Below are 24545 nucleotides of genomic sequence, written 5' to 3'. Positions count from 1 at the left end.
TTCCGGCCCCGGATGCCGGTCAGGCCGTCATCCGTAGACGATGCGGCGCAGCTGCCGCAGGGACAGGCCCGGAGGTGCCACCGCCCGCCGGGGCAGCTCGGACGAGATCAGGGGGAAGATCTCCGGGTTGGTGCGGCCTCTGGACTGCAGCTCGCGATGGCGGCGGCGTACGTACTCCTCGGTCGTCTCGTCGAAGTACGCCAGTACGTCCAGGACGATCCGGGCCGCCTCGCCGCGGTGGAGCGGCGTGGTGCGGACCAGGTGGTCGATGAGGTCGTCGTGGACCGGCGTACGGACTTCCAGCACACCTTGATATTGCGGGCTCGGGGCGAGGAACGCAAGAAACCTGCCCGATTTCGGGCAAGCGTGTCGATCATGGCGGGAGTGAGGGGGCGAGGAGGTCGGCATGATGGTGTGGGGCCCGGCCGGGAGCGCGGCCGCGGACTGGTCTACACCTTGACCGCTCCGTGGTCCCGCGATACGAGTGTGTCCGTCCCGTCGCTCCACGCACATGCTCCGGCCACGCAGCCTCCTGCGTGCGCCTCCATGGACGAAGCCCCGCCGAAGGGATCGCTCGTGAGACGAATACGGCCACTCCTGCTCTGCGCCGTCCTCCTCGCCACCACCAGCGCCACCATGCCGGGTGCGTTCCCGGCCGCCGCCGCGGAACCCTCCGGGCCCGCGGCGGACGGCGCACGAGACGGGCAGCCGACGCCGCTGGACCAGGTCATCCCGGCACCCCTGTCCGTACAGGAGAAGGGCGCTCCGTTCACCATCGACGAGAGGACGGTGATCCGGGTGCGGGGGGCGTCGGGGAGCGGCGCGTCCGCGAGCCCGTCCGGCGGCTCCGGGTCCGGGAGCGCCGAGCTGCGGAAGGCGCGCCGGGTGGGCGACCGGCTCGCCGAGCTGCTGCGGCCGTCCACCGGCTTTCCGCTTCCCGTCACCACGAAGCCGGGCCGGGACGGCATCCAGCTCAGGCTGGAGAGCGGCGGAAAGGGCGACTCCGAGCTGGGCGGCGAGGGCTACCGGCTGAAGGTCACCGAAAGTGCGGCCGTCGTCAGCGCACCCACCACCGCGGGGCTCTTCCACGGCTTCCAGACCCTGCGCCAACTGCTGCCCGCACGGGTCGAATCGCGGACCGAACAGCCCGGGCCCTGGCAGGTGGCGGGCGGCACGATCACCGACAAGCCGCGCTACTCCTACCGCGGCGCGATGCTCGACGTCTCCCGGCACTTCTTCGGCGTCGACGAGGTCAAGCGCTACATCGACCAGCTCGCGCTCTACAAGGTCAACAAGCTGCACCTGCACCTCTCCGACGACCAGGGCTGGCGGATCGCCATCGACTCGTGGCCGCGGCTGGCGACGTACGGAGGCGGAACCGAAGTCGGCGGCGGACCGGGCGGCTACTACACCAAGGCCGACTACCGGGAGATCGTGCGCTACGCCGGTGAGCGGGAGCTGACCGTCGTACCGGAGATCGACATGCCGGGGCACACGAACGCCGCGCTCGCCTCGTACGCCGAACTCAACTGCGACGGTGTGGCCCCGCCCCGCTACACCGGCATCGAGGTCGGCTTCAGCTCGCTGTGCGTGCCGCTGGAGCGGACCTACGACTTCGTCGACGACGTGGTGCGTGAGCTGGCGGCGATGACGCCGGGCCCCTACCTGCACATCGGCGGCGACGAGGCCCACGAGACGAGCCCCGAGGACTACGCCGCCTTCATGGAGCGGGCGCAGAAGACGGTCGCCGAGTACGGCAAGACCGTCGTCGGCTGGCACCAGCTCGCCGAGGCGGAACCCGCGGAGGGAGCCGTCGCCCAGTACTGGGGGACGAGCGGCGCCGCGGACGAACCCGAGGTCGTGGAGGCAGCACGGAACGGGACGCGGCTGATCCTCTCCCCGGCCGACCACGCCTACCTGGACATGCAGTACAACGAGGACACGCCCCTCGGTCTGCACTGGGCCGGCTACGTCGAGGCGAAGCAGTCCTACGACTGGGACCCCGGCAGCTACATCGAGGGTGCGCCCGAGGACGCGGTCATGGGGGTCGAGGCACCGCTGTGGTCGGAGACGCTGGAGAACAGCGACCACATCGAGTTCATGGCGTTCCCCCGGCTTCCGGGGATCGCGGAGCTGGGGTGGTCGTCCGCCGCGGCGCTCGACTGGGAGAAGTACCGGGTCCGGCTGGCACAGCACGGGCCGCGCTGGGAGCAGTTGGGCATCGGCTTCTGGCGCTCGCCGCAGGTGCCGTGGCCCGCTGAGAAGGGCTGACGGCCAGTCGTTCCGCCGGCGCCCCGGCCCGGATCCGGCGGGCCGGGGCGCCGGCGGCGGTGCCGACGGCGGCCGGCTACGCGCCGCAGTCGTCGTCAGAAGCGGGAGAGGACCGCCTTCTTGGCGGAGGCGAACTCCTCGTCCGTCAGCACCCCTTCGCGGTGCAGTTCGCCCAGTTCGCGCAGACGCCGCAGCAGCCTGTCGTGGTCGTCCGGTCCGTCCGTGGTCTCCGGGGCCCCGCCCTTGGCGAGGGAGGGGCGGCCGGAACCCGCCACTTCGGTGCCGCCGTCGGCCGGCTGCTCCGGGGACGCCGTCCGCGTGCCCGCCTCCGTCGCCGCGGGGTGCGGCAGGCGCGCCGTCACGGCCGCGGCGAGCAGCACGGAGCCGCCCGTCTCACGTGCTTGCCGGACGCCCCACAGCGTCAGGCAGTTGGGGTCGTGCTGCGGCTTCAGCACCGGATGGCTGCCCTTCGGGTGGAAGCGCAGCGAGCCGTTCTCCCAGCCGACCGCCGGGGTCCACTCCACCCCGTCGATGTCGTCGAGGGTGAAGACGCGTGGACCGCCGTGCGACTTGCTGTCCTCCGCCATCCAGTTCCACTCGATGTGGACACGCTCTCCGTCGAAGGTGACCGTGCCGTCCGTGCCGCCGGCGGTCAGCGGAACGGACGGTCCCGGCAGGAGATAGCGGTCGCACGGCGTGTCCGGCACCTGGTCGAGCAGCCTTGCGTGGCGCACTTCTTCGACGAAGTACTCGGCCACGCCCGTGCGGTCCCGCTCCACCGGCAGCTGGTACGGGTCGGAGGCGTCCGGGAGGCGCCCGCTCGCCACCTGCTGGAGCGGGTCGGCACCCTCCCTGAGCCGCAGCCGCAGCCGGCCTCCCTTACGGCCCGGTTCGTACGCGATTCCGGAGAGGGCCACGAGCGGCACCGCCACCTCGCCCAGCGCCTTGCGCAGCGGATGCACGTGTCTCTCCGTGGCCGGCACGATCCGGACGGTCTCGCCGTCGAACGTCCAGGTGCCCGTGCGCTGGATGATTTCCGCCATACGCGCGATTATCCGACGCCGAGCTCCCTGGCCACCAGCATTCGCTGGACCTCGCTCGTCCCTTCGCCGATCTCGAGGATCTTCGAGTCGCGCCACATGCGGGCCACCGGGTACTCGTTCATGAAGCCGTAGCCCCCGTGGATCTGCGTGGCCTCGCGGGCGTTGGTCACGGCGATCTCCGAGGAGTACAGCTTGGCGAGCGCCGCTTCCTTCTTGAAGCGTTCGCCGTGCAGGAGCCGGGACGCGGCGTCGCGCCACGCGATCCGCGCGGTGTGCGCCCGCATCTCCATGTCCGCCAGCTTGAACTGGATGGCCTGGTTGGCGCCGATCGGCTTGCCGAACGCCTTCCGGGTGCCCGCGTAGGCCACCGATTCGTCGACGCAGCCCTGGGCAAGCCCCGTCGCCAGGGCCGAGATCGCGATACGTCCCTCGTCGAGGATGCGGAGGAACTGGGCGTAGCCGCGGCCTTCCTCACCCAGCAGGTTCGCCTCCGGGACCCGCACGTCGCTGAAGGACAGCTCTCGGGTGTCGGACGCGTTCCAGCCGACCTTCGAGTAGGGGGCGGCGACGGTGAAGCCGGGGGTGCCGGACGGCACGATGATCGTGGAGATCAGCGGCGAGCCGTCGTCCTTGCGGCCGGTGACCGCCGTGACGGTGACCAGACCCGTGATGTCCGTACCGGAGTTGGTGATGAAGCACTTGCTGCCGTTGATCACCCACTCGCCGGTCTTCCCGTCCCGGACCGCGGTCGTACGGGTACCGCCGGCGTCGGAGCCGCACTCGGGCTCGGTCAGGCCGAAGGCGCCCAGCATCTCGCCGGAGCACAGCCGCGGCAGCCACTCGCGCTTCTGCTCCTCGGTGCCGAACCGGAAGACGGGCATGGCGCCCAGCGAGACGCCGGCCTCCAGGGTGATGGCCACCGAGGAGTCGACGCGCGCCAGTTCCTCCAGGGCGAGGCAGAGGGCGAGGTAGTCGCCGCCCATGCCGCCGTACTCCTCGGGGAAGGGGAGCCCGAAGAGGCCCATCTCGCCCATCTGGCGCACGATCTCGTACGGGAACTCGTGCCGCTCGTAGAACTCGCCGATCTTCGGTGCGACGACCTTCTGCGCGAACTCCTCGACGGTGCGGCGGAGTTCCTCGTGCTCTGCGGAGAGACGGTGATCGAGAGACATGATGGTCACTGCTCCTTGTGGGAGTGCTGGTGAGAGCCCCCGCCGTCGTCGGCGCCGGTGAGCGCCCGTACGGTGCGGGAAGGGCTGGGACGGCCGAGCCGGTCCGCCATCCAGCCGCTTGCGGCCGTCAGACGGGCGAGATCGACCCCGGTGGTGATGCCGAGGCCCTGCAGCATCCACACGAGGTCTTCCGTGGCGAGATTGCCGGTGGCGCTCTTGGCGTACGGGCAGCCGCCGAGGCCGCCCGCGGAGGCGTCGACCGTCGTCACGCCGTGCCGGAGCGCGGTGAGGGTGTTGGAGAGGGCCTGGCCGTAGGTGTCGTGGAAATGGACCGCGACGCGCCCGACGGGCACCCCTGCACCGTCCAACTCCGCCAGCAGCGCCGAGACATGACCGGGTGTCGCCACGCCGATCGTGTCGCCGAGGCTGATTTCGTCGCAGCCCATGTCCAGCAGGGCGCGGCAGACGCTCACGACCTGGGCGGGCGGCACGGCCCCCTCCCACGGGTCGCCGAAGCACATCGAGATGTAGCCCCGCACCCACTGCTGCTCCGCCTTGGCGCGGGAGACGACCGGCTCGAACATCGCCAGCGACTCCTGCAGCGTGCGGTTCAGATTGGCCTTCGCGAAGGACTCGGTAGCGCTGGCGAAGACGGCGATGTCGCGGCAGCCGTGGGCCACCGCCCTGTCCAGTCCGCGGGAGTTGGGGACCAGGACGGGCAGCCGCAGGTCCGGCGGGAGGTCGCTCAGCAGGGGCATGAGCTCTTCGGCGTCGGCGAGTTGGGGCACCCACTTGGGATGCACGAAGCTCGTCGCCTCGATCGTGCCCAGCCCCGCCGCCCGCAGCCGGTGGATGAACTCGGCCTTCACCTCGACGGGGACGGTCGCCTGCTCGTTCTGCAGGCCGTCCCGCGGGCCGACCTCGTAGATCCGCACCCCGGACGGCAGCCCGTCGTCGGGGAACCGCATGGGCAGACCCTCGATCATGCCTCGGCCTCCTTCGCTTCCGTCCCGGACGTCTCGGCGTGCGGCTCGACGACGGCGAGCACCTGGTCCATGGCCACGGTGCTTCCCGCGGTGACCTCCAGCTCCGTGACGGTTCCGTCGTGAGGCGCGGTGATGACGTGCTCCATCTTCATCGCCTCGACGACGAGCAGGCTCTGGCCTGCGGCGACCTCGTCACCGGCGGCGGCCTTGACCACCGTGACCGTCCCGGGCATCGGAGCTGTCAGCGCGTCCGCCCCGTGCGCGCCCGCGCCGCCGCGCAGGGCCGCCGCCACGGGGTCGTGGTCCTGTATGTGCCAGCTGTCGCCGTCGAGGCCCAGCCAGTGGCCGGTGCCCGCCGGGGCGTGGTCCATCGAGACGGTGACGCCGTCCCAGTCGAGCAGGACTCCGCCCGTACCGGGTTCCACGGTGAGCCGGGCGGTCCGCTGCTCCGCGGAACCGACACGGACCTGCGCCTCGAGCGCGTCACCACGGCGAGGCAGGGGGGAGCGTCCGCGTACGCGGACGGCCACGGGCTCGTGGCCCGGTACGCGCAGATGGTGCACCGTCCACGCCGGTTCGCCGCCGAGCCGCCAGCCCGAAGGCAGGGAGAACGGGTCCGTCCATCCGGCGTCCGTCGCACCCGCCGCGGCAGCGGGCTCTGCCGGCTCCAGCGCCGACTGACGGAGCAACGCCGCGGCCGCGTAGGCCTCTTCGGGCACCTCACGCGGCACCAGCGAGGCGGCGTCACGGTCGACGAGCCCCGTGTCGAGGGTGCCCGCCACCACGTCGGGGTGTGCCAGCAGCCGCCTGAGGAAGCCGGTGTTGGTCTCCACCCCGAGCACCACCGTCTCCGCCAGGGCCCCGCGCAGCCTGCGCAGCGCGGTGGGGCGGTCCGGGCCGTGGGCGATGACCTTGGCGAGCATCGGGTCGTACGTCGTACCGACCTCGGTGCCGGGCAGCAGCCCGGAGTCCGTCCGTACGTGCCGGCTTGCCGTGTCCTGCCCGCTGCCCGGTTCCCGCAGCCGGAGCACGGTGCCCGCCGAGGGAAGGAAGTCCACCCTGTCGCCGTGGGCCGAGGGACGGGCCGTCTCCGCGCAGATGCGCGCCTCGACAGCGTGTCCGCTCAGGGAGATGCCGGCCTGGGTGAACGGCAGGGGCTCGCCGGCCGCCACCCGCAGCTGCCACTCGACGAGATCCACGCCGGTGATCATTTCCGTCACCGGATGCTCGACCTGGAGGCGGGTGTTCATCTCCATGAAGTAGTACGGGCGCGGGGCGCCGTCACCGGCCGCGGCAGGGGCCTCACCGGGCACGATGAACTCGACGGTGCCCGCGCCGCGGTAGCCGCAGGAGCGGGCGGCATCCACGGCCGCCCTGCCCATCGCCTCGCGGGTCGCCTCGTCCAGCAGGGGGCTCGGGGCCTCCTCGATGATCTTCTGGTGGCGGCGCTGCAGGGAGCACTCGCGTTCGCCCAGGTGCACGACGTTTCCGTGGGCGTCCGCGAGGACCTGGATCTCGATGTGCCGCGGACGGTCGATCCAGCGCTCCACGAGCAGGGTGTCGTCGCCGAACGAGCCGAGGGCCTCCCGGCGTGCCGCCGCGATCTCCTCCGGCAGGGCCGACTCGTCGCGGACGAGCCGCATGCCCTTGCCGCCGCCGCCCGCAGAGGGCTTCAGGAGCACGGGCATGCCGATCTCCCTTGCGGCGTCGGCCAGTTGTGCGTCGCTCAGGCCGGAACCCGAGGAGCCGGGCACGACGGGGACACCCGCCTGCCGGACCGTCTCCTTGGCGCGGATCTTGTCGCCCATCAGCTCGACGGCCTCGGCGGGCGGACCCACGAAGACCAGGCCCGCGTCCGAACAGGCCCGCGCGAACGCGGCGTTCTCCGCGAGGAAGCCGTACCCCGGGTGCACCGCCTGCGCGCCGCTGCGTGCGGCCGCCTTGAGCAGCCGTGTCGCGGACAGGTAGCTCTCGGCGGCGGCGGCCGGCCCGATGCGCACGGCCTTGTCCGCCTCCCGGACGTGCCGGGCGCCGGCGTCCGCGTCGCTGTGGACGGCGACCGAGGTGACGCCCATCTGCCGCAGGGTGCGGATCACCCGGACCGCGATCTCGCCGCGGTTGGCCACCAGAACGGTGTCGAACATGGTCACAGTCCCAATCGTCACGATGCAGCCCCTCACATCCGGAAGACGCCGAAGCCCGGCTCCGCGGAATCCTTGCGTGGCAGTGGCGCGTTGGCGCAGGCGGTGAGCGCGAGGCCCAGTACCGTCCGGGTCTCCAGCGGATCGATCACCCCGTCGTCCCAGAGCCTCGCCGTCGCGTAGTAGGCGTTGCCCTGTTCCTCGTACTGGGCGCGCACCGGGGCACGGAAGTCGGCCTCCTCCTCCGCGCTCCACTCCTCGCCGCGCGCTTCCATCTGGTCGCGCTTCACGGTGGCCAGGACGGCGGCGGCCTGCTCGCCGCCCATCACGGAGATCTTGGCGTTCGGCCACATCCACAGGAACCGGGGGCTGTAGGCCCGTCCGCACATCGAGTAGTTGCCGGCGCCGTACGAGCCTCCGACGACGACGGTCAGCTTCGGCACCCTGGTGCAGGCGACGGCCGTCACCATCTTCGCGCCGTGCTTGGCGATGCCGCCGGCCTCGTAATCACGCCCGACCATGAAGCCGGAGATGTTCTGCAGGAAGAGCAGGGGGATGCCGCGCTGGTCGCACAGCTCGATGAAGTGGGCGCCCTTCTGGGCCGATTCGGAGAAGAGGATGCCGTTGTTGGCCACGACGCCCACCGGGTGCCCGTGGATCCGCGCGAAGCCTGTGACGAGCGTCGTGCCGTACTCGGCCTTGAACTCCTGGAAGCGGGAGCCGTCCACCACGCGGGCGATCACTTCCCGCACGTCGTAGGGCGTACGCGAGTCGACGGGAACCGCGGAGTAGAGCCCCGAAGGGTCGACGGCGGGCGGCTCGGCCGGACGGACCGACCACGGCAGCGGGCCGCGCTCCGGAAGCGTCCCGGCGATGTGGCGCACGATGCGCAGCGCGTGGGCGTCGTCCTCCGCGAGATGGTCCGTCACGCCGGAGACCCTGCTGTGGACCTCGCCGCCGCCGAGTTCCTCGGCCGTGACGACCTCGCCGGTGGCGGCTTTCACCAGTGGCGGGCCGCCCAGGAAGATCGTGCCCTGGCTGCGCACGATCACCGCCTCGTCGCTCATGGCGGGGACGTAGGCGCCACCCGCCGTGCACGAGCCGAGCACCGCGGCGATCTGCGGGATCCCGGCGCCCGACATGCGGGCCTGGTTGTAGAAGATCCGGCCGAAGTGCTCACGGTCCGGAAAGACGTCGTCCTGCATGGGGAGGAACGCCCCGCCGGAGTCGACGAGGTAGATGCACGGCAGCCGGTTCTCCAGCGCGACCTCCTGGGCGCGCAGATGCTTCTTGACAGTCATCGGGTAGTAGGTGCCGCCCTTGACCGTGGCGTCGTTGGCGACGATCACGGCCTCCCGGCCCGCCACTCTGCCGATGCCGGCGATCACCCCGGCCGCCGGTGCTGCCCCGCCGTACATCCCCTCCGCTGCGAGCGGCGCCAGTTCGAGGAACGGGGAGCCGGGATCGAGCAGTGAGTCCACGCGGTCGCGCGGCAGGAGCTTGCCCCGCGCGAGGTGCCGCTCCCGGGCGCGCTCACCGCCGCCCAGCCGGGCCGCCGCCAGCTTCTCGCGCAGCCGGGCCGCCAGCTCGCGGTGCGCCGCCTCGTTGGCGCGGCAGGACTCGGACGACGGATCGATGCCACTGGTCAGCGGCGGAGCCGACGCCGACACCGCGGCAGGGGCCGCCGCCCGCGCCGATGTGGCCTCCGGCACCGGCCACGGTGGCGGTGCCGTCGCCTCCGAGGCGACCGCCGTCACCGGCTGCGGCTGCTCGTCCCTCACGTCGCGCCCCCTCACCCTCTGCTCACGCAACCCGGTTAACGTCCATTAACCGGCACTTTCAGGTTAACGCTCGCTAACCCGCCTGTCTAGAATGGACCCATGAGCTCCCAGACGGCCTCCGCCCCCACCCGCCGCGAGCAGATCCTGCGGGAGGCTGCCCGTCTCTTCGCCGAGCGCGGTTTCCACGGTGTCGGCGTCGACGAGATAGGGGCCGCGGTCGGCATCAGCGGTCCGGGTCTCTACCGTCATTTCGCGGGCAAGGACGCGATGCTCGCCGAGCTCCTTGTCGGCATCAGCGAGCGGCTGCACGACGGGGGCCGGACACGGATGGAGGAGGCAGCCGCGGCCGGTCTCTCGCCGGAGGCCGCGCTCGACGCGCTGATCGAGGGCCACATCGACTTCGCGCTGGACGACCGTCCGCTGATCACGCTGCACGACCGTGAGCTGGACCGGCTCCGGGAGAGCGACCGCAAGCAGGTGCGGAAGCTCCAGCGGCAGTACGTGGAGCTGTGGGTGGGCGCCGTGCAGGCGATCTACCCGGAGCTGACCGAGCTGGAGGCCCGGGTCGCCGTGCACACGGTCTTCGGGCTGCTCAACTCCACGCCGCACCTGAGCGGTTCGTCCGCCCTCCCGGACCGCGAGACGACGGCGGCACTGCTGCACCGTCTCGCCCGCGGTGCCCTCTCCGCAGCTCCGGCCGGTACGGCCGGTACGGCCGCTCCGCCGGCCTAAGGGCCGAGGCCGGACAGCTCGTTGTACGGCCCCGGGCGCACATGACTCGCGCCTCGCCGTCAAGTGGTGATCGCCCGACCGCGCGACATCTCCACGGGATTCCGGCACCCGCATGCGCGACACGCGGTCGTACGCGATGATCCGGAGTTGCGTGGATCGCACACACAACTACACGGGGGATTGCCGATGTTCCGATCGAAGCTCTCACGGCGCGGGTTGCTCAGGGTGGGAGGTGCGACCCTGCTGTCCGCCGGGGCCTTCGGCGCGCTGACCGCCCGTCAGGCGACCGCCGCGGTGCCCACATCGAAACGCTTCGACCTGTCCAGGCCCTCGTACGACGTGTTCCGCGGCGTGCTGCTGCACGAGAAGCACCATGCGATGCAGGGCATGGCGTTCGACGCCGAGAACCGGCGCCTGTTCATCTCCCAGGTGCGCGACGGGAGTTCGGGCGACGATCTGTGCATCAACCGGCTCGACGAGTCCGGCGAGGTCACCGGCCGCATGCACATCGACAACGCCGGCCACGGGGTGTCGATCGGTGTGGAGCCGAACGGTTCGGACTCCTACGTATGGATCGAGTGCGACTCCGACAGCAACGACGACAGCGGCCGCGGCACGGCGCTGGCCCGGTTCAAGTTCGTCGACGGGGCGAAGCCGTCCGGGGTGAAGAAGTTCTTCACCGGCAGCAAGACGATCACCTGCGCCACGGACCCGGTGAACAAGCGCATCCTGATCCGCCGCAAGGAGTCGGGCAAGTTCACGCTGCGGCTGTACGACTTCTCCAGCATGGACATCGAGAACGGCACCTTCACCGACGAACTGGCGAAGATCACCCAACCGAAGCTGGGCGACGGCTCGGTGACGTTCCAGGGCTACACCGTCCTCGGCAGCTACCTGTACACGCTGGACGGTGACGGTCACGCCGACCCGGCCGGCATCAACTCGTACGTGACGTCCGTCGACCTGAACACCGGCAAGGTGGTCGAGAGGTTCCTGACCAAGGCGGGGAAGTCGCTGGTCTACCGCGAGCCGGAGGGCATGGCGATCACCCGGACGTCCGGCGGCGAGGTCCGCCTGGCCTTCGGGTTCGCGTCCCGCACCAGCGTCGGCGACATCGACCGCTACGCCAACGTGTTCCACAAGAACGTCCTCGTCTGACCCGGCCGCTGCCCGGCCGTGCCTCCCGTCGGCGGACCATCGGCGGAGACGGCCGGGCGGCGCTGTGCGACGCGGGCGTTGCGCGACGGGGCCGTCCCCGCCCGGAGGAGCCGACTCCGGGGACCGCTCCCGTCACGGATCCGGCGGGTCTTACGGCAGTCGGACTCACCTCTGGACAGCCGAGCTGACCCCTGGGTAGCTTGTTGACTGAGCAAGCGCTTAGCCAATGTGAGGCACCAGTCGAACGGGTCCGTACCGCACCGTGCGCAAGGACCGGAGCGGCTGGCGCGCGACAGCGGGACTTGAGGAGGCGTGCCAGTGCGTCGCACGGTGTTCAACGAGGACCACGAGGCGTTCCGTCAGACGATCCGGGAGTTCATCCAGGCCGAGGTCGTCCCCCACTATCCGGAGTGGGCCGAACAGGGATACGTCCCGAGGGACTTCTACAAGAAGCTCGGCGAACTGGGGGTCTTCGGCATCGAGGTGCCCGAGGAGTACGGCGGCGCGGGAGAGGCCAGCTTCAAGTTCAACGCCGTCATCACCGAGGAGTGCGCGCGGGCGGGTGTGAGTTTCGGCGGCTCCAGCGTGCACACCGCGCTGTGCCTCCCCTACATCCTCAAGTACGGGTCGGAGGAGCAGAAGCAGCGCTGGCTGCCGGGCTTCGTCTCCGGCGACATGATGACCGCCATCGCCATGACGGAGCCCGGCACCGGCTCGGACCTCGCGGGCATGAAGACCACCGCCAGGCTCTCCGAGGACGGCACGCACTACGTGCTCAACGGCGCCAAGACCTTCATCACCGGCGGCGTTCAGGCGGACCGGGTGCTGGTGTGCTGCCGTACGTCCCCGCCCGACCCCGAGGACCGGCGCGGCGGCATCTCGATCCTCGTCGTGGACGCCGGGAGCGAGGGCTACGCGGTGGGCCGCAAGCTGGAGAAGCTCGGCCTGCGCGCCTCCGACACCGCTGAACTCTCCTTCAACGACGTCAAGGTGCCGGTCGAGGACATGCTCGGCGAGCCCGGCAAGGCGTTCGAGTACCTGACGCACAACCTGCCGCAGGAGCGTCTGGGCATCGCCATCGGGGCGTACGCGATGTCCGCCGCGGCTCTGCGGTTCGCTCACGAGTACGTCAAGGAGCGCACGGTCTTCGGCCGGGAGGTCGCCTCCTTCCAGAACACCAAGTTCGTACTGGCGGACTGCAAGGCCGACGTCGATGCGATGCAGGCGGTCTGCGACCGCGCGCTGGAGGCGCTGGACGCGGACGAGCTGACGCCGGCCGACGCCGCGTCCGCGAAGCTGTTCACGACCGAGCTGGCGGCCAAGGTCATCGACAAGTGCCTGCAACTGCACGGCGGTTACGGCTACATGCTGGAATACCCGATCGCCAGCCTGTACGCGGACACCCGTGTCTCCCGCATCTACGGAGGCACCAGTGAGGTCATGCGGTCGATCGTGGCCAAGTCGATGGGGCTGTGACCCGGCCGTGAGCGGTGCGTTGGCCGACGCTGTGAGCAGGGGCGATGTGATTCACGCCGCTTCAGCCCCCGGTGTGATCCGGGCCGTGACGGCCGGTGGCACCCGGAGGGCACAATCGCCCGCATGAGCAATGAACTGACGTCCCTGCTCGACCTGCTCGATCTGGAGCGGGTCGAGCAGGACATCTACCGGGGCGACAGCCGGGAGGCCGTCGTACCGCGGGTGTTCGGCGGCCAGGTGGCCGCGCAGGCGCTCGTCGCCGCCTGCCGGACCGTCCCGGAGGGGCGTCTTCCGCACTCGCTGCACGCGTACTTCCTGCGTCCGGGCGATCCGGGTGCACCGATCGTCTACACGGTCGACCGCATCAGGGACGGACGCTCCTTCACCACACGCCGGGTCGTGGCCGTCCAGCACGGGCAGCCGATCTTCCACCTCTCCAGCTCGTTCCAGACGTTCGAGGACGGCCTCGAACACCAGGAGCCGATGCCGGAGGCACCCGATCCGGAGACGCTGCCGACTGCCGAGGAGATGCTGCCGCGGTACGCGGAGCTCTTCCGCGGTTCCGACGTCCCGCAGCGGCTGCTGAAGGCGCGTGCGGCCGTCGACCTGCGGTACGTGCGCGAGCCGCCCTTCGCCAGTGCGGGACGGCCCCGTGAGCCGCGCTCGCAGGTCTGGTTCCGTACCAACGGCAAGCTGGACGGCACCCTCGACGACCCGATGCTGCACATCTGCCTCGCCACGTACGTCTCCGACATGACCCTGCTGGACTCGGTGCTGCTCGCACACGGGCGCGGCGGCTGGGCGGTCGGCGACGTGGTCGGCGCCAGCCTGGATCACGCGATGTGGTTCCACCGCCCCTTCCGCGCGGACGAATGGCTCCTGTACGACCAGGTCAGTCCGACCGCGCAGGGCGGACGGGGACTCGGCCAGGGGCGCATCTACACACGCGACGGCCGGCTCGCCGTCTCGGTGATCCAGGAAGGCGTCGTACGCGTGCCCCGTCAGCCCTCCAACTCCCGGAACAGGGACAGCCATTGAGCAGGAGCAACCAGTCCGACGGGGAGTGACGCCGCCACGTCCAGGCCGCGGAATACGGCACGTACGCGTGTACGGCCGTGGCGCCGGGCGAGGGTGGCTGCGAGCGATCCGCCGAGGCCCGTGAAGCCGAATTCGACGAAGTCCCGGTAGGCGGGCAGCTGTTCGCGCTGAAGCAGCGGCTGCGGACGGGTTTCGACGCGCAGTACCGCGGAGTCGGAGCGGGGGACCGGCGTGAACGAGCGCCGGCTCACCCGGTCCAGGCGGCGCCACAGGTGCTCCGGCCACGTACGCACGGTCAGCAGCGGCCAGCGCCCGAAGTCGCCGGAGTGCTTGCGGGCGAACTCGAGCTGGGTCAGCAGCGTGGCCGAGGTCAGTCGGGGCGCGGCCAGGCACCAGCGGACGATGTCGGTCGTGCGGGTGTAGGGGATGTTGCCGACCACGGCGAACGCTTCGCGCGGGGGACGCGCACGGAGGAAGTCGCCGTGCACGATCCGCAGGCCCGGCCGGCTGCCGAGGCTGTGGGAGAGCCGGGCGGCGAGCCGCGGATCGATCTCGTAGGCGACGACGCGGCGGCGGGCGGTGGCCAGCGAGCGGGTCAGTGCCCCCTCGCCCGCGCCCGGTTCCACGACCAGCGCCTCGTCGGGGAGGGCGGACAGGCGCACGAGTCGGCGTACGACGGCGGGATCGTGCAGGAAGTTCTGGGAGAGCGTCTTGCGGCGGTGTGCCACGGCGATGGTCCTCTGATGCGGAGGACGGGCCCGGCGGAGGGAACGGCCTGCCGCCGCATCGGAGGCGGGCGCCGCACGGTGGTCGTACGGGCGCGCCGGAGCCGGGCCTGTCCGGTTGATGTCGGACACCGGAGGCCCTGGGCACGTACGCGGGGACGCCTTGTCAGGCCGGGCTGATCAGAGGCCGAGCTGATCAGAGGCCGGGCGGTCGGGATCGGCACGCGGAGTCAGCACGCCGGGGCCCGCTCGCGTCGGCGTGAGCCGGTGACGCGTACGCGCAGGTGAACGCGTACGCGCACGGAGGGGTGCGCATGCGGGAAGCGTGCGGGTGAAGGTGGAGCGTGTGGACCGGAGCGCCTTCAGACGTCCTGGCGGAGGGCCAGGGCCGGGCGCCTGTTGCGCGGGCGTGCGACGGACCGGAGGACGGCCCCGCGGCTGTGCCCCCACAGTCCCGAGGACGTGAGGGGTGCCCCCAGCGCATCGGCGCACACGCCGTTGATGATCGCCTGGAACGCTGCGGACGCGGACATGTCCCGGACGCTATGCGGGGCGGGGCGGCCGCGCAATCGGGTTTTCGCGTGGCGTCCTGCCCGGGCAGGGGAGGAGCGGCTCCCGGTCAGTCCGAGGTGAGCTGGGCGGCCGCCAGCAGATAGGCCGTCATGGGCTCGTAGTAGCGGGGGTGGATGACGTGGTCGTCCAGCGGCACGGCGACGGCGAGGGTGCCCTCGGCCTCGCCGAGGAAGAGCGCCGGGTCGTTGCAGTCGGCGAAGCCCACGGTGTGGATGCCCTGCTGTGCGGCGTGGCCCGCCCAGCCGTGGTCGGCGACGACGAGGTCGGGCTGCGCCTCGCCGGCCCGCTGCAGAGCGTTCAGCACCTGCGCCATCGGCTCCGGTGAGTGCGTGTGCCACAAGGAGGCGCCCCGCTCGTACGCCGCGACACCGCCGAACTGCACCACCACGCCGTCGTCGGCGAAAGTGTCGAGGGGGACGCGGAGGACGTCGCACCCCGCGTCGTGCAGGGCCTGAGCGATCGCGCCGTGCATGTCGAGCAGCGCTCCCGGGTGGCCCGTCGCCAGCAGCACGCGCCGTTGCGCCTCGGCCGCCTTGCGCAGCTCGGCAGCGGCGCGGTCCAGTGCGCCGACGGTCAGTTCGGGATCGATGGTGTCCTGGCCGCTGCGGTGGCCCGGGTCGTCGACGACGCCGCAGCGTTCCGCCATCACCGCGAGCACGTCCTGCTCGTCTCTCCAGCGGTCGCCGAGTTCCAGCCCCAGCCAGTAGTGCCGGTCGTTGTTCGCGAGCCGGCGGTAGTGGGAGAGGTTGTTCTCGCGGGGGGTGGCCACGTCCCCCGCGATGCGGGTGCGGATCAGGTGGTCGATCAGCTCGGTTCTGGTGGGGGCGGCGGCGCTGAATATGGGCATGCCGTCATTGTCACCCCTGTCCGTGCGTGCCCGGAGCGGTACCCGCCATCGGTCACCCGGTGCCCTCGTTCTGTACGCGGCGGACAAAAGCCGGGCGCGTGCTCTCAGGTACGTCCAACGAGTGGGGTGTGCCGGCCGCCTACGCTCGCACCCATGAGTACAGCGGAGCAGCCCGAACAGTCCCAGCGGCCCGGGGAGCAGTCCGCGCCGCAGCCGCACGCCGAGCCGCTCGGCCCTGTCGACTCCTCGCGCGTCCCGCGCTACGCGGGCCCCGCCACCTTCGCGCGGCTGCCCCGCCTCGACCAGGTCGGCGGCAAGGCGGACGTGGCCGTCGTCGGCGTCCCCTTCGACACGGGCGTCTCCTACCGGCCCGGCGCCCGGTTCGGCGGGAACGCGATCCGTGAGGCCTCCCGCCTGCTGCGTCCGTACAACCCCGCCCAGGACGCCTCGCCCTTCGCGCTCGCCCAGGTCGCGGACGCGGGGGACGTCGCGGCGAATCCGTTCGACATCGGGGAGGCCGTCGAGACCGTCCAGGAGGCGGCCGACGGGATCCTCGACAGCGGCGCACGGATGATGACGCTCGGCGGGGACCACACGATCGCCCTGCCGCTGCTGCGTTCGGTCGCCAGGAAGCACGGGCCCGTGGCGCTGCTGCACTTCGACGCCCATCTCGACACCTGGGACACCTACTTCGGCGCCGCCTACACCCACGGCACGCCGTTCCGCCGGGCCTTCGAGGAGGGGCTCCTGGACACCTCCGCCGTCTCGCACGTGGGTACCCGCGGACCGCTGTACGGCAAGAAGGACCTGGACGACGACGCGAAGATGGGCTTCGGCATCGTCACCTCCGCGGACGTGATGCGCCGCGGCGTCGACGAGGTCACCGACCAGCTCCGGCAGCGCATCGGCGACAGGCCCCTGTACATCTCCGTGGACATCGACGTGCTCGACCCCGCCCACGCGCCGGGCACCGGTACGCCGGAGGCGGGCGGTCTCACCTCGCGTGAACTGCTGGAGATCATCCGTGGTCTCGCGGCATGCCGTCTCGTCTCGGCGGACCTGGTGGAGGTCGCGCCCGCCTACGACCACGCCGAGATCACCTCGGTCGCCGCCTCGCACACGGCGTACGAGCTGACGACGCTCATGGCACGGCAGATCGCCGAGGCGCGGGACGCCGGGTAGCAAGCCGGCCTGCTGGCCGTGCCACGCTGCGTGAGTGTGAAAGCGGAGGCGCAAGTGGTTCGACAGGCGGTTCGAGAGACGCACACGGGACGGTTTCCAGCCGTATTGGAAACTGGGTGTATGCGCTTGCTCGCACACTGTGTCGATTCGACTCCTGAAGCGGTAGTCGATCATGGCTGGTGGGAGCGGTGCGTGTGATCGCGACCACACACAGTAAGCGGTAACTGTGCGAAACTGATTTAACACAAAACGTTACTCAATCTGGTCGGTCGATGTGCATCGCGTGAAACTTCACGACAGACTCCGCAGTGCGGTCCCGCGGGAATGGGGACGTCACATGACGGCGACAGCGTCGGCCCTGTGGGGGGTGCCTGCCTGTCTGCGATTCCATGGACGTTCCCGCCGGGACGGTCCGGGAGAGCCCCCCGCTCTCCCGGACCGTCCCGGAGGCACATGCGGCACATGCGAACGCCCTCGCCTTCCACTTCCTTCCGGCCCGGAATCCGTCCGGGTCCTGGGTGTATCGGCCTGATGCGTCGGTCCCGGCTTCTCGCCGTCGTCGTACCGGTGGGATGAATTCCGCTCACCGGGGCGTTGGTGCCTTCGGCAGCACCGGGCCGGGGAACCCCCGGGTCCCGATTCCGAGGCGAACGCAGCGGCGGCCGGAGAGCGAGGAAACAGGGTGACGGGGACGGAAGAGGAGAGCGGGCCGCGGGGGAGCGGACCGCAGGGCTGGGCACGGAGGCTGGCGGGCTACTGCTGGCACTACAGGCGAGCGGTGGTGCTCGCCGTCGGGGCGTCCCTCGCCGGCATGGGCGTCATGGCGCTCGTTCCGCTGCTCACCAAGGTGATCATCGACGACGTGGTGGTCGGCGGCGGCGACGGCATGGTCGTGTGGATCGGTCTGCTGATCGCGGCCGCAGTCGTGATCTACGTCCTGACCTGGGCACGCCGCTACTACGGCGGCCGCCTCGCCCTCGACGTGCAGCACGACCTGCGTACCGAGATGTACCGGGCGATCATCCGCCTGGACGGACGCAGCCAGGACGAACTGTCGACCGGTCAGGTCGTCGGACGGGGCACCAGCGATCTGCAGCTGGTGCAGAGCCTGCTGTTCATGCTGCCCATGATGATCGGCAACGTGCTGCTCTTCGCCGTCGCTCTCGTGGTGATGGTCGTGCTCTCCCCGCTGCTCACCGTCGTCTCGCTCGCCGTGTTCCCCGCGCTGTGGTGGATCGCCAACCTCAGCCGCACCAGGCTCTTCCCCGCGACGTGGTACGCACAGCAGCAGGCCGGAGCGGTCGCGTCCGTCGTCGACGGAGCGGTCACCGGCGTGCGCGTGGTCAAGGGGTTCGGACAGGAGCACCAGGAGAAGCGGAAGCTGCGCGACATCAGCCGTGAGCTGTTCGCCGCCCGGCTGCGCACGGTGCGCCTCAACTCCCGTTACACGCCCGCACTGCAGTCCGTGCCCGCCCTGGGGCAGGTCGGCATGCTCGCACTGGGCGGCTGGATGGCGACCGAGGGCCAGATCACGCTCGGCACGTTCGTCGCGTTCTCCACCTACCTCGCGCAGCTCGTCGGGCCCGTACGGATGCTCGCCATGATGCTGACGGTCGGGCAGCAGGCGCGGGCAGGCGTCGAACGCGTCTACGACCTGATCGACACGGAGCCGCAGCTGAGCGAACGGCCCGATGCGCGGGAACTGCCCGCCGACGCCGAGGCGTCCGTCGAGTTCGACGGCGTCGGCTTCGGATACGAGAAGCCCGCCGAGCCGGTGAAGTCCGGCGAGTCCGCGGAGTCCGGCGAAGCCGGCGGGTCCGGTGGATCATCCGGGACCGAGGGCGTCGCCGGAGGCCGACCCGGCCGCCGCAGCATGGTCCTGGACGGGTTCAGCCTGCGCGTCGAGCCCGGCGAGACCGTCGCGGTGGTCGGATCGAGCGGCAGCGGCAAGTCCACCCTCGCCCTCCTGCTGCCCCGCTACTACGACGTGACGGAGGGCGCCGTACGCGTCGGCGGGCACGACGTGCGGGATCTGACACTCGGCTCGCTGCGCTCGGCGATCGGGCTCGTACCCGAGAACAGCTTCCTCTTCTCCGAGACCATCCGGGAGAACATCGCCTACGGCGCACCCGACGCCACAGACGAACAGATCCGTACCGCTGCCCGCGCCGCCCAGGCCGACGGCTTCATCGCCAGCCTTCCCGACGGCTACGACACCACTGTCGGCGAACAAGGGCTGACCCTCTCCGGCGGCCAGCGGCAGCGCATCGCCCTCGCCCGCGCCATCCTCACCGACCCGCGGCTGCTGCTCCTCGACGACGCGACCTCGGCCGTCGACGCCCACGTGGAGCACGAGATCCATGAGGCGCTGCGCAGTGTGATGGAAGGACGTACGACACTGCTGATCGCGCACCGGCAGTCGACCCTGAAGCTCGCCGACCGGATCGCCGTCCTGGACGGCGGACGCCTCGCGGACGTGGGGACGCACGAGGAGCTGGAGGAGCGCTGTGCGCTCTACCGGCGTCTGCTGACCGACCCCGACGAACTGGGGGAGATCGAGCGAGACCCGGCAGGTCTCGCCGCCTCGGGTGCCGCGACGGCTCACGCGGCGTCGGGTACCGCCGCGGGCGCGGACGCCGCGGGAGGTGTGGCGACGGCGGACGCTCCGGAAGTGGACGGCGTCACACCGGAGTTGTGGGTGCGCAGGGACGACGAGGCCACGGAGGGAGCCCCTGGCGCGGGCCGTTCCGACATCGGCGGTGCACAGGCCGGGCGCCCCGGCGGCTTCGCGGCGGAGCTGGCATCCATGCCGGGCAGCCCCGAGCTTCTCGCCCGAGTCGCCGCGCTGCCCCCGGCCGAGGACGTTCCGGACGTGGACGAGGAGCGTGCGGAGGGCGCGGAGAAGGCCTACGGACTGCGGCGGCTGCTGCACGGCTTCGGTGCCGCGCTGCTCGTCGCCCTGTTCTTCGCCGCCCTGGACGCGGGGTTCGGGCTCGCACTGCCCGTACTGATCCGCAACGGGATCGACGACGGTGTGGAGAAGGCGGCACTCGGCGCGGTATGGACGGCGTCCGCGCTGGCCCTGCTCGTGGTGGTCTGCCAGTGGGCCGCGCAGTTCGTCGCCATGCGGCTGACGGGCCGCACGGGCGAGCGCGTGCTCTACGCCCTCAGGCTCAAGATCTTCTCGCATCTCCAGCGCCTCGGACTCGACTACTACGAGCGCCATCTGGCCGGTGCCGTCATGACCCGTATGACCACCGATGTGGACGCGCTGTCGACCTTCCTGCAGACCGGACTCGTCACCGCAGTCGTCTCCGTCTTCACCTTCCTCGGCATTCTCGTCGCACTGCTCGTGCTCGATCTGCAGCTGGCTCTCGTAGTCTTCGCGACCCTGCCCGTGCTGATCATCGGGACGGTCTACTTCCGGCGGCACAGCGTCAAGGCGTACGAACTGGCGCGTGAGCGGGTCAGTGTCGTCAACGCGGATCTGCAGGAGTCGGTCGCCGGGCTGCGCATGGTGCAGGCGTTCCGGCGTGAGCGCCTCGGAACCGACCGGTTCGTCGAGCGCAGCGACGGCTACCGGCAGGCGCGGGTGCGCGGACAGTGGCTGATCTCGATCTACTTCCCGTTCGTGCAGTTGCTCGCCTCGCTCGCCACCGCCGCCGTGCTCGTCGTGGGCGCCGGCCGGATCGGCGAGGGCACGCTCACCGCGGGCGGGCTGGTCGCCTACCTGCTCTACATCGAGCTGTTCTTCTCACCGGTGCAGCAGTTGTCGCAGGTCTTCGACGGATACCAGCAGGCGTCCGTCGCACTGGGCCGCATCCAGCAGCTGCTGAGCGAGGACACCACGACTCCCGCTCCGGAGCAGCCGCGCAAGGTCGGCCTGCTGCGGGGGGAGATCACTTTCGAGAACGTGCACTTCAGCTACGCCACCGCGGAGGGCGGCACGCACGAGGAGGAAGCACTGTCCGGGATCGGGCTGACGATTCCCCCCGGACAGACTGTCGCCTTCGTCGGTGAGACAGGCGCGGGAAAGTCCACGCTCGTGAAGCTGGTCGCCCGCTTCTACGACCCCACTGCCGGAGCCGTCCTCGTCGACGGAGAGGACCTGCGCACGCTCGATCTCCCCGCCTACCGGCACCGGCTCGGAGTCGTGCCGCAGGAGCCGTATCTCTTCCCGGGCACTGTGCGCGACGCCATCGCCTACGGACGGATCGACGCCACAGACGCCGAAGTCGAGGCAGCGGCACGTGCGGTGGGCGCCCACGAGATGATCGCGACGCTGTCGGACGGCTATCTGCACACCGTCGCGGAGCGGGGCCGCAACCTCTCCGCGGGACAGCGGCAACTCATCGCTCTCGCACGGGCGGAACTGGTGGACCCGGACATCCTGCTGCTGGACGAAGCGACCGCGGCGCTGGACCTGGCGACGGAATCGATGGTCAACCAGGCGACCGACCGGCTGGCGGGAACCCGCACCACCCTGGTCGTCGCACACAGGCTGACGACCGCCGCCCGGGCGGACCGCGTCGTCGTCCTCGACCACGGCCGGATCGTCGAGGAGGGGACGCACGGGGAGCTGCTCGGACTGGACGGCAAGTACGCGCAGTTGTGGCGCACCTTCTCGGGCGAGCCCGAACCTGCTGCGGTGCCTACGACCGCGGAGAGTTCAGCGGTTTGAGGGGAACAGCGCCGGTTACACGGACCAGGTCGTTCTCGGCGCACCGTCGCGGTGGCGGTCTCACGGTGAGGACGGGGCGTGGGGCCGCCGGAAGGGGCACGTCATGGGTGACATGGTGATCGTGGGCTACCGGCCGAAGCGGGGCGGCGAGGACGAGTTGCTGGCCCTGACGCGTGAGCACGTACCCCTGCTCCGCCGGCTCGGCCTCGCGACCGATCGACCTGCGCTCGTCATGCGGGCGAAGAGCGGTGTGATCGTCGAGGTGTTCGAGTGGAGGGACGGTGGGATCACGGCGGCACACGAGCATCCGGATGTGGTGGCCATGTGGGGCAGGTACGCGGCGGTCTGCGATTACGTGCCCCTGAGGGAACTGCCCGAGGCGGGGGACATGTTCGCGCAGTTCGAGCCGGTCGACATGTGACTTGCCGGTCGGCCGGCGCCCTGTTGCGCGTTCCGCTCTCCGGCCGTCCACCCGTTCAGTGCGAGGGCGCCTGCCTGCACAGTTCCACGATGTACTCGTCCACTGTCTGGACGAGTCCTCCGCCTGGCAGAGGCTCGGCGCCCGTGCGCCAGTGCACCGCCGACACCTCGTCGTTGGCCGTGAACGGGCGCGGTTCCCTCGCCTCTGCCGTGAACACGGCGCCGCCCAGGACCCGTTGTGCCGCACCGATCGCCGTACGCGTATGGCCCACGAAGCGCAGCTCGTCCTCGGTCACCCGCTGACCGGTCTCCTCCCGCAGCTCCCGCACGGCTGCCGCCCTCGGGGACTCCTGCGGCTCGATGCCGCCTCCGGGCAGTTCCCAGCACTCGCGCTCGCGCTCGTACACCATGAGGACCCTGCCCTCGTGCCACAGCACGATCAGCACGTATCCGGTGGGGGTGTCCTCGAAGCGGGCGCACTCCGGGAGTTCCCCGGCGTCGATGAAGGACAGCAGCGCCATCCGGCGTGGTCCGGTGACCAGGGGCACTTCCCGGGAGTCCGTCATGCACAGCAGCGTAGGTCCTCGCGCTGAGAACCGGGATGGGACGGGACGGGGGCGGAGGGCCGCCCACCACCCGTGGCTGCCCGGCCAGTTCGACGGCGCAGCAGTCGTGCGCGCCGGGTGGTCCGTCCCGTCCGGATCCGCCGGAGCGGACACAGGGCCGCTGGGCCGCACGTCACACAAGGGCGGAAGATATGGCGGTGCCGCATCCGTACCGGTAAGTTCACCTCGACCTTTGCCGGATCCAGGGGAGAGCGCATGCGAAGAACCTCCAGATGGCTGCTGTCGCTGACGGTGCTCATAGGCACCGCCGGCGTCGGCGGAGCGACGTTCAACGCCGCCACAGCGGCGGACACGGACATCAAGGACCGCATCCTCGCAATCAAGGGGATGAGCATCATCGAGGAGAAGCCGGTCGACGGCTACCGCTTCTTCCTCCTCAACTACGAACAGCCGGTGGACCACCGCAACCCCGAGAAGGGGACCTTCAAGCAGCGCCTCTCCCTGCTCCACAAGAGCGAGAAGAGCCCCACCGTCTTCTTCACCTCCGGCTACGGGCTCAACGAGGAGCCCCGGCGCAGCGAGCCGACGCAGATGATCGACGGCAACCAGGTGTCGATGGAGTACCGCTACTTCACCCCGTCGCGGCCCGATCCGGCCGACTGGTCGAAGCTCGACATCCGGCAGGCCGCCGACGACCAGCACCGCGTCTTCACGGCTCTGAACGACATCTACGGCAAGCGCTGGATCTCCACCGGCGGCAGCAAGGGCGGCATGACGGCGACGTACTACCGCCGCTTCCACCCCGAGGACATGGACGGCACGGTCGCCTACGTCGCGCCCAACGACGTGAACAACAAGGAGGACTCGGCCTACTACGACTTCTTCGAGGAAGTCGGTTCCGAGAAGTGCCGCGACCGCCTGAACTCCACCCAGCACGAGATCTTCGACCGTCGCGGCGAGATGGTCGACCGTCTGAAGAAGTGGGCGAAGGAAGGCAAGTACACCTTCAAGCTGGCCGGCAGCGCCGACAAGGCGTTCGAACTCGTCGCGCAGGACCTGGTGTGGGGCTTCTGGCAGTACCACTCCGAGGAGGAGGAGTGCGGCGACGTTCCCACCAAGGACGCCGAGACCGGTGAACTGTGGGACTGGGCCAACGAGATCGGCGGCTGGGAAGCCGGCACCGACCAGGGCATCGAGTACTACACGCCGTACTACTACCAGGCCGGCACGCAGATGGGTTCGCCGGACTACGAGTCGCCCCTCCTGGACGACGTCCGCAAGTACCCCGGACTCAACACGCCTCGCACGTACGTGCCTCGGGACATCCCGATGAAGTTCGACCGCAAGGCGATGAAGGACATCGACAGCTGGGTGCGCAAGAACGCCTCCCGGATGCTCTTCGTCAACGGTGAGAGTGACCCCTGGAGCGCCGAGCCGTTCAGCGTCGGCAAGGGTACCGAGGAGTCGTACGTCCTCGAGGCTCCCGGCGCCAACCACGGTGCGAACATCGCCGGTCTGGGCAAGGACGACAAGGCGAAGGCCACGGCCGCGCTGCTGAAGTGGGCGGGTGTGAAGTCCGCGGACGACGCACAGCCCAAGCGGATGACGAAGTACGACGCGGAGCTCGACCGTCCCGACGAGCGGGAGCGGATGCTGCGTCCGTAGGACTGACGCGGCGCACGTGCAGCAGTTGGTGCACGTGCAGTTCCGTATGAAAGGCGGCCCGGCCCGGGGATGTGTTCCCGGGCCGGGC

Annotated in this window: 19 protein-coding genes; 9 read left to right on the top strand and 10 right to left on the bottom strand. The window is 70.6% G+C overall.

Translation table 11 applies throughout. The annotated features are described in order from the left end of the window. Positions 1–27 precede the first annotated feature (27 nt). Positions 28–306, bottom strand: coding sequence for a hypothetical protein (locus tag ACFPA8_RS04775; RefSeq protein WP_386442671.1), 279 nt, complete (start codon positions 304–306; stop codon positions 28–30). Between the two features lie 240 nt (positions 307–546). Between ACFPA8_RS04775 and ACFPA8_RS04770 the strand changes: the two genes are divergently transcribed. After that, on the top strand, positions 547–2271 hold the full coding sequence (locus tag ACFPA8_RS04770; protein ID WP_386442668.1) for a beta-N-acetylhexosaminidase: 1725 nt from the start codon (positions 547–549) through the stop codon (positions 2269–2271). A gap of 95 nt (positions 2272–2366) precedes the next feature. On the opposite strand, the gene ACFPA8_RS04765 is transcribed toward ACFPA8_RS04770, so the two are convergent. The 5 genes from ACFPA8_RS04765 to ACFPA8_RS04745 are packed head-to-tail and all read right to left on the bottom strand — an operon-like array spanning position 2367 to position 9283. Further along, positions 2367–3314: a DUF4429 domain-containing protein gene (locus ACFPA8_RS04765; RefSeq protein WP_386442666.1), complete on the bottom strand. Its 948-nt coding sequence runs from the start codon at positions 3312–3314 to the stop codon at positions 2367–2369. 8 nt (positions 3315–3322) lie between these two features. Beyond that, a complete protein-coding gene (locus ACFPA8_RS04760; protein ID WP_386442663.1) occupies positions 3323–4486 on the bottom strand; it encodes an acyl-CoA dehydrogenase family protein in 1164 nt (387 codons plus the stop codon). A 5-nt stretch (positions 4487–4491) separates the two neighbouring features. After that, complete coding sequence (locus ACFPA8_RS04755) at positions 4492–5472, bottom strand: hydroxymethylglutaryl-CoA lyase (protein WP_386442660.1); 981 nt, start codon at positions 5470–5472, stop codon at positions 4492–4494. Next, complete coding sequence (locus ACFPA8_RS04750; protein ID WP_386442848.1) at positions 5469–7616, bottom strand: acetyl/propionyl/methylcrotonyl-CoA carboxylase subunit alpha; 2148 nt, start codon at positions 7614–7616, stop codon at positions 5469–5471. Before ACFPA8_RS04750 ends, ACFPA8_RS04755 begins: the two co-directional genes overlap by 4 nt. Before the next feature lie 32 nt (positions 7617–7648). Further along, the gene (locus ACFPA8_RS04745) at positions 7649–9283 is read right to left on the bottom strand and encodes a carboxyl transferase domain-containing protein (protein WP_386442845.1); all 1635 of its coding nucleotides are present in this window, start codon (positions 9281–9283) and stop codon (positions 7649–7651) included. A gap of 210 nt (positions 9284–9493) precedes the next feature. On the opposite strand from ACFPA8_RS04745, the gene ACFPA8_RS04740 reads away from it, so the two are divergent. From ACFPA8_RS04740 to tesB, 4 genes are all read left to right on the top strand, one after another. Beyond that, positions 9494–10126 (top strand): SACE_7040 family transcriptional regulator, encoded by a 633-nt coding sequence (locus tag ACFPA8_RS04740; RefSeq protein ID WP_386442657.1) that lies wholly within the window; start codon positions 9494–9496, stop codon positions 10124–10126. 186 nt (positions 10127–10312) lie between these two features. After that, positions 10313–11284 (top strand): phage baseplate protein, encoded by a 972-nt coding sequence (locus tag ACFPA8_RS04735; RefSeq protein ID WP_386442654.1) that lies wholly within the window; start codon positions 10313–10315, stop codon positions 11282–11284. Positions 11285–11602: 318 nt separating this feature from the next. Further along, positions 11603–12760 carry an acyl-CoA dehydrogenase family protein gene (locus tag ACFPA8_RS04730; protein ID WP_386442651.1) on the top strand — a complete coding sequence of 386 codons (1158 nt, stop codon included), beginning with the start codon at positions 11603–11605 and terminating at the stop codon, positions 12758–12760. A gap of 123 nt (positions 12761–12883) precedes the next feature. After that, entirely contained in the window at positions 12884–13798 is a 915-nt protein-coding gene (gene tesB / locus ACFPA8_RS04725) for an acyl-CoA thioesterase II (protein WP_386442648.1), read from the top strand. On the opposite strand, the gene erm is transcribed toward tesB, so the two are convergent. The 3 genes from erm to ACFPA8_RS04710 all read right to left on the bottom strand — a co-directional run bounded on the left by erm (position 13762) and on the right by ACFPA8_RS04710 (position 15943). Continuing rightward, positions 13762–14532 carry an ErmE/ErmH/ErmO/ErmR family 23S rRNA (adenine(2058)-N(6))-methyltransferase gene (gene erm, locus ACFPA8_RS04720; protein WP_386442844.1) on the bottom strand — a complete coding sequence of 257 codons (771 nt, stop codon included), beginning with the start codon at positions 14530–14532 and terminating at the stop codon, positions 13762–13764. The genes tesB and erm overlap by 37 nt on opposite strands. 353 nt (positions 14533–14885) lie before the next feature. Then, positions 14886–15056: a hypothetical protein gene (locus ACFPA8_RS04715; RefSeq protein WP_386442646.1), complete on the bottom strand. Its 171-nt coding sequence runs from the start codon at positions 15054–15056 to the stop codon at positions 14886–14888. A gap of 86 nt (positions 15057–15142) precedes the next feature. Then, positions 15143–15943, bottom strand: coding sequence for a phosphatase (locus ACFPA8_RS04710; protein ID WP_386442643.1), 801 nt, complete (start codon positions 15941–15943; stop codon positions 15143–15145). A gap of 153 nt (positions 15944–16096) precedes the next feature. On the opposite strand from ACFPA8_RS04710, the gene speB reads away from it, so the two are divergent. The 3 genes from speB (at position 16097) to ACFPA8_RS04695 (ending at position 22227) form a co-directional block, all read left to right on the top strand. Then, complete coding sequence (gene speB, locus ACFPA8_RS04705; protein WP_386442640.1) at positions 16097–17125, top strand: agmatinase; 1029 nt, start codon at positions 16097–16099, stop codon at positions 17123–17125. A gap of 682 nt (positions 17126–17807) precedes the next feature. Continuing rightward, positions 17808–21806 carry an ABC transporter ATP-binding protein gene (locus tag ACFPA8_RS04700; RefSeq protein WP_386442638.1) on the top strand — a complete coding sequence of 1333 codons (3999 nt, stop codon included), beginning with the start codon at positions 17808–17810 and terminating at the stop codon, positions 21804–21806. A gap of 103 nt (positions 21807–21909) precedes the next feature. After that, positions 21910–22227 carry a hypothetical protein gene (locus ACFPA8_RS04695; protein ID WP_386442635.1) on the top strand — a complete coding sequence of 106 codons (318 nt, stop codon included), beginning with the start codon at positions 21910–21912 and terminating at the stop codon, positions 22225–22227. Positions 22228–22282: 55 nt separating this feature from the next. Here ACFPA8_RS04695 and ACFPA8_RS04690 read toward each other — a convergent pair whose 3' ends face one another. Further along, positions 22283–22792, bottom strand: coding sequence for an NUDIX hydrolase (locus ACFPA8_RS04690; RefSeq protein ID WP_386442632.1), 510 nt, complete (start codon positions 22790–22792; stop codon positions 22283–22285). A 255-nt stretch (positions 22793–23047) separates the two neighbouring features. Here ACFPA8_RS04690 and ACFPA8_RS04685 point away from each other — a divergent pair, with 255 nt between their 5' ends. After that, entirely contained in the window at positions 23048–24457 is a 1410-nt protein-coding gene (locus tag ACFPA8_RS04685) for a S28 family serine protease (RefSeq protein ID WP_386442629.1), read from the top strand. Positions 24458–24545: the final 88 nt, after the last annotated feature.

The sequence above is a fragment of the Streptomyces ovatisporus genome (assembly GCF_042653885.1).
Lineage (GTDB): Bacteria > Actinomycetota > Actinomycetes > Streptomycetales > Streptomycetaceae > Streptomyces > Streptomyces ovatisporus.
The sequence above is the reverse complement of the archived record's forward strand: the minus strand, read 5'-3'. Positions and strand labels throughout refer to the sequence as shown.

Bases quoted from the DNA above. Each gene is read 5' to 3' on its own strand.
- ACFPA8_RS04715 (WP_386442646.1), bottom strand. From the start codon at position 15,056: ATGTCCGCGTCCGCAGCGTTCCAGGCGATCATCAACGGCGTGTGCGCC.
- ACFPA8_RS04735 (WP_386442654.1), top strand. From the start codon at position 10,313: ATGTTCCGATCGAAGCTCTCACGGCGCGGGTTGCTCAGGGTGGGAGGT.
- ACFPA8_RS04740 (WP_386442657.1), top strand. From the start codon at position 9,494: ATGAGCTCCCAGACGGCCTCCGCCCCCACCCGCCGCGAGCAGATCCTG.
- ACFPA8_RS04685 (WP_386442629.1), top strand. From the start codon at position 23,048: ATGCGAAGAACCTCCAGATGGCTGCTGTCGCTGACGGTGCTCATAGGC.
- ACFPA8_RS04710 (WP_386442643.1), bottom strand. From the start codon at position 15,943: ATGCCCATATTCAGCGCCGCCGCCCCCACCAGAACCGAGCTGATCGAC.
- ACFPA8_RS04690 (WP_386442632.1), bottom strand. From the start codon at position 22,792: ATGACGGACTCCCGGGAAGTGCCCCTGGTCACCGGACCACGCCGGATG.
- ACFPA8_RS04770 (WP_386442668.1), top strand. From the start codon at position 547: ATGGACGAAGCCCCGCCGAAGGGATCGCTCGTGAGACGAATACGGCCA.
- ACFPA8_RS04765 (WP_386442666.1), bottom strand. From the start codon at position 3,314: ATGGCGGAAATCATCCAGCGCACGGGCACCTGGACGTTCGACGGCGAG.
- ACFPA8_RS04760 (WP_386442663.1), bottom strand. From the start codon at position 4,486: ATGTCTCTCGATCACCGTCTCTCCGCAGAGCACGAGGAACTCCGCCGC.
- speB (WP_386442640.1), top strand. From the start codon at position 16,097: ATGAGTACAGCGGAGCAGCCCGAACAGTCCCAGCGGCCCGGGGAGCAG.
- ACFPA8_RS04755 (WP_386442660.1), bottom strand. From the start codon at position 5,472: ATGATCGAGGGTCTGCCCATGCGGTTCCCCGACGACGGGCTGCCGTCC.
- ACFPA8_RS04750 (WP_386442848.1), bottom strand. From the start codon at position 7,616: ATGTTCGACACCGTTCTGGTGGCCAACCGCGGCGAGATCGCGGTCCGG.
- tesB (WP_386442648.1), top strand. From the start codon at position 12,884: ATGAGCAATGAACTGACGTCCCTGCTCGACCTGCTCGATCTGGAGCGG.
- ACFPA8_RS04695 (WP_386442635.1), top strand. From the start codon at position 21,910: ATGGGTGACATGGTGATCGTGGGCTACCGGCCGAAGCGGGGCGGCGAG.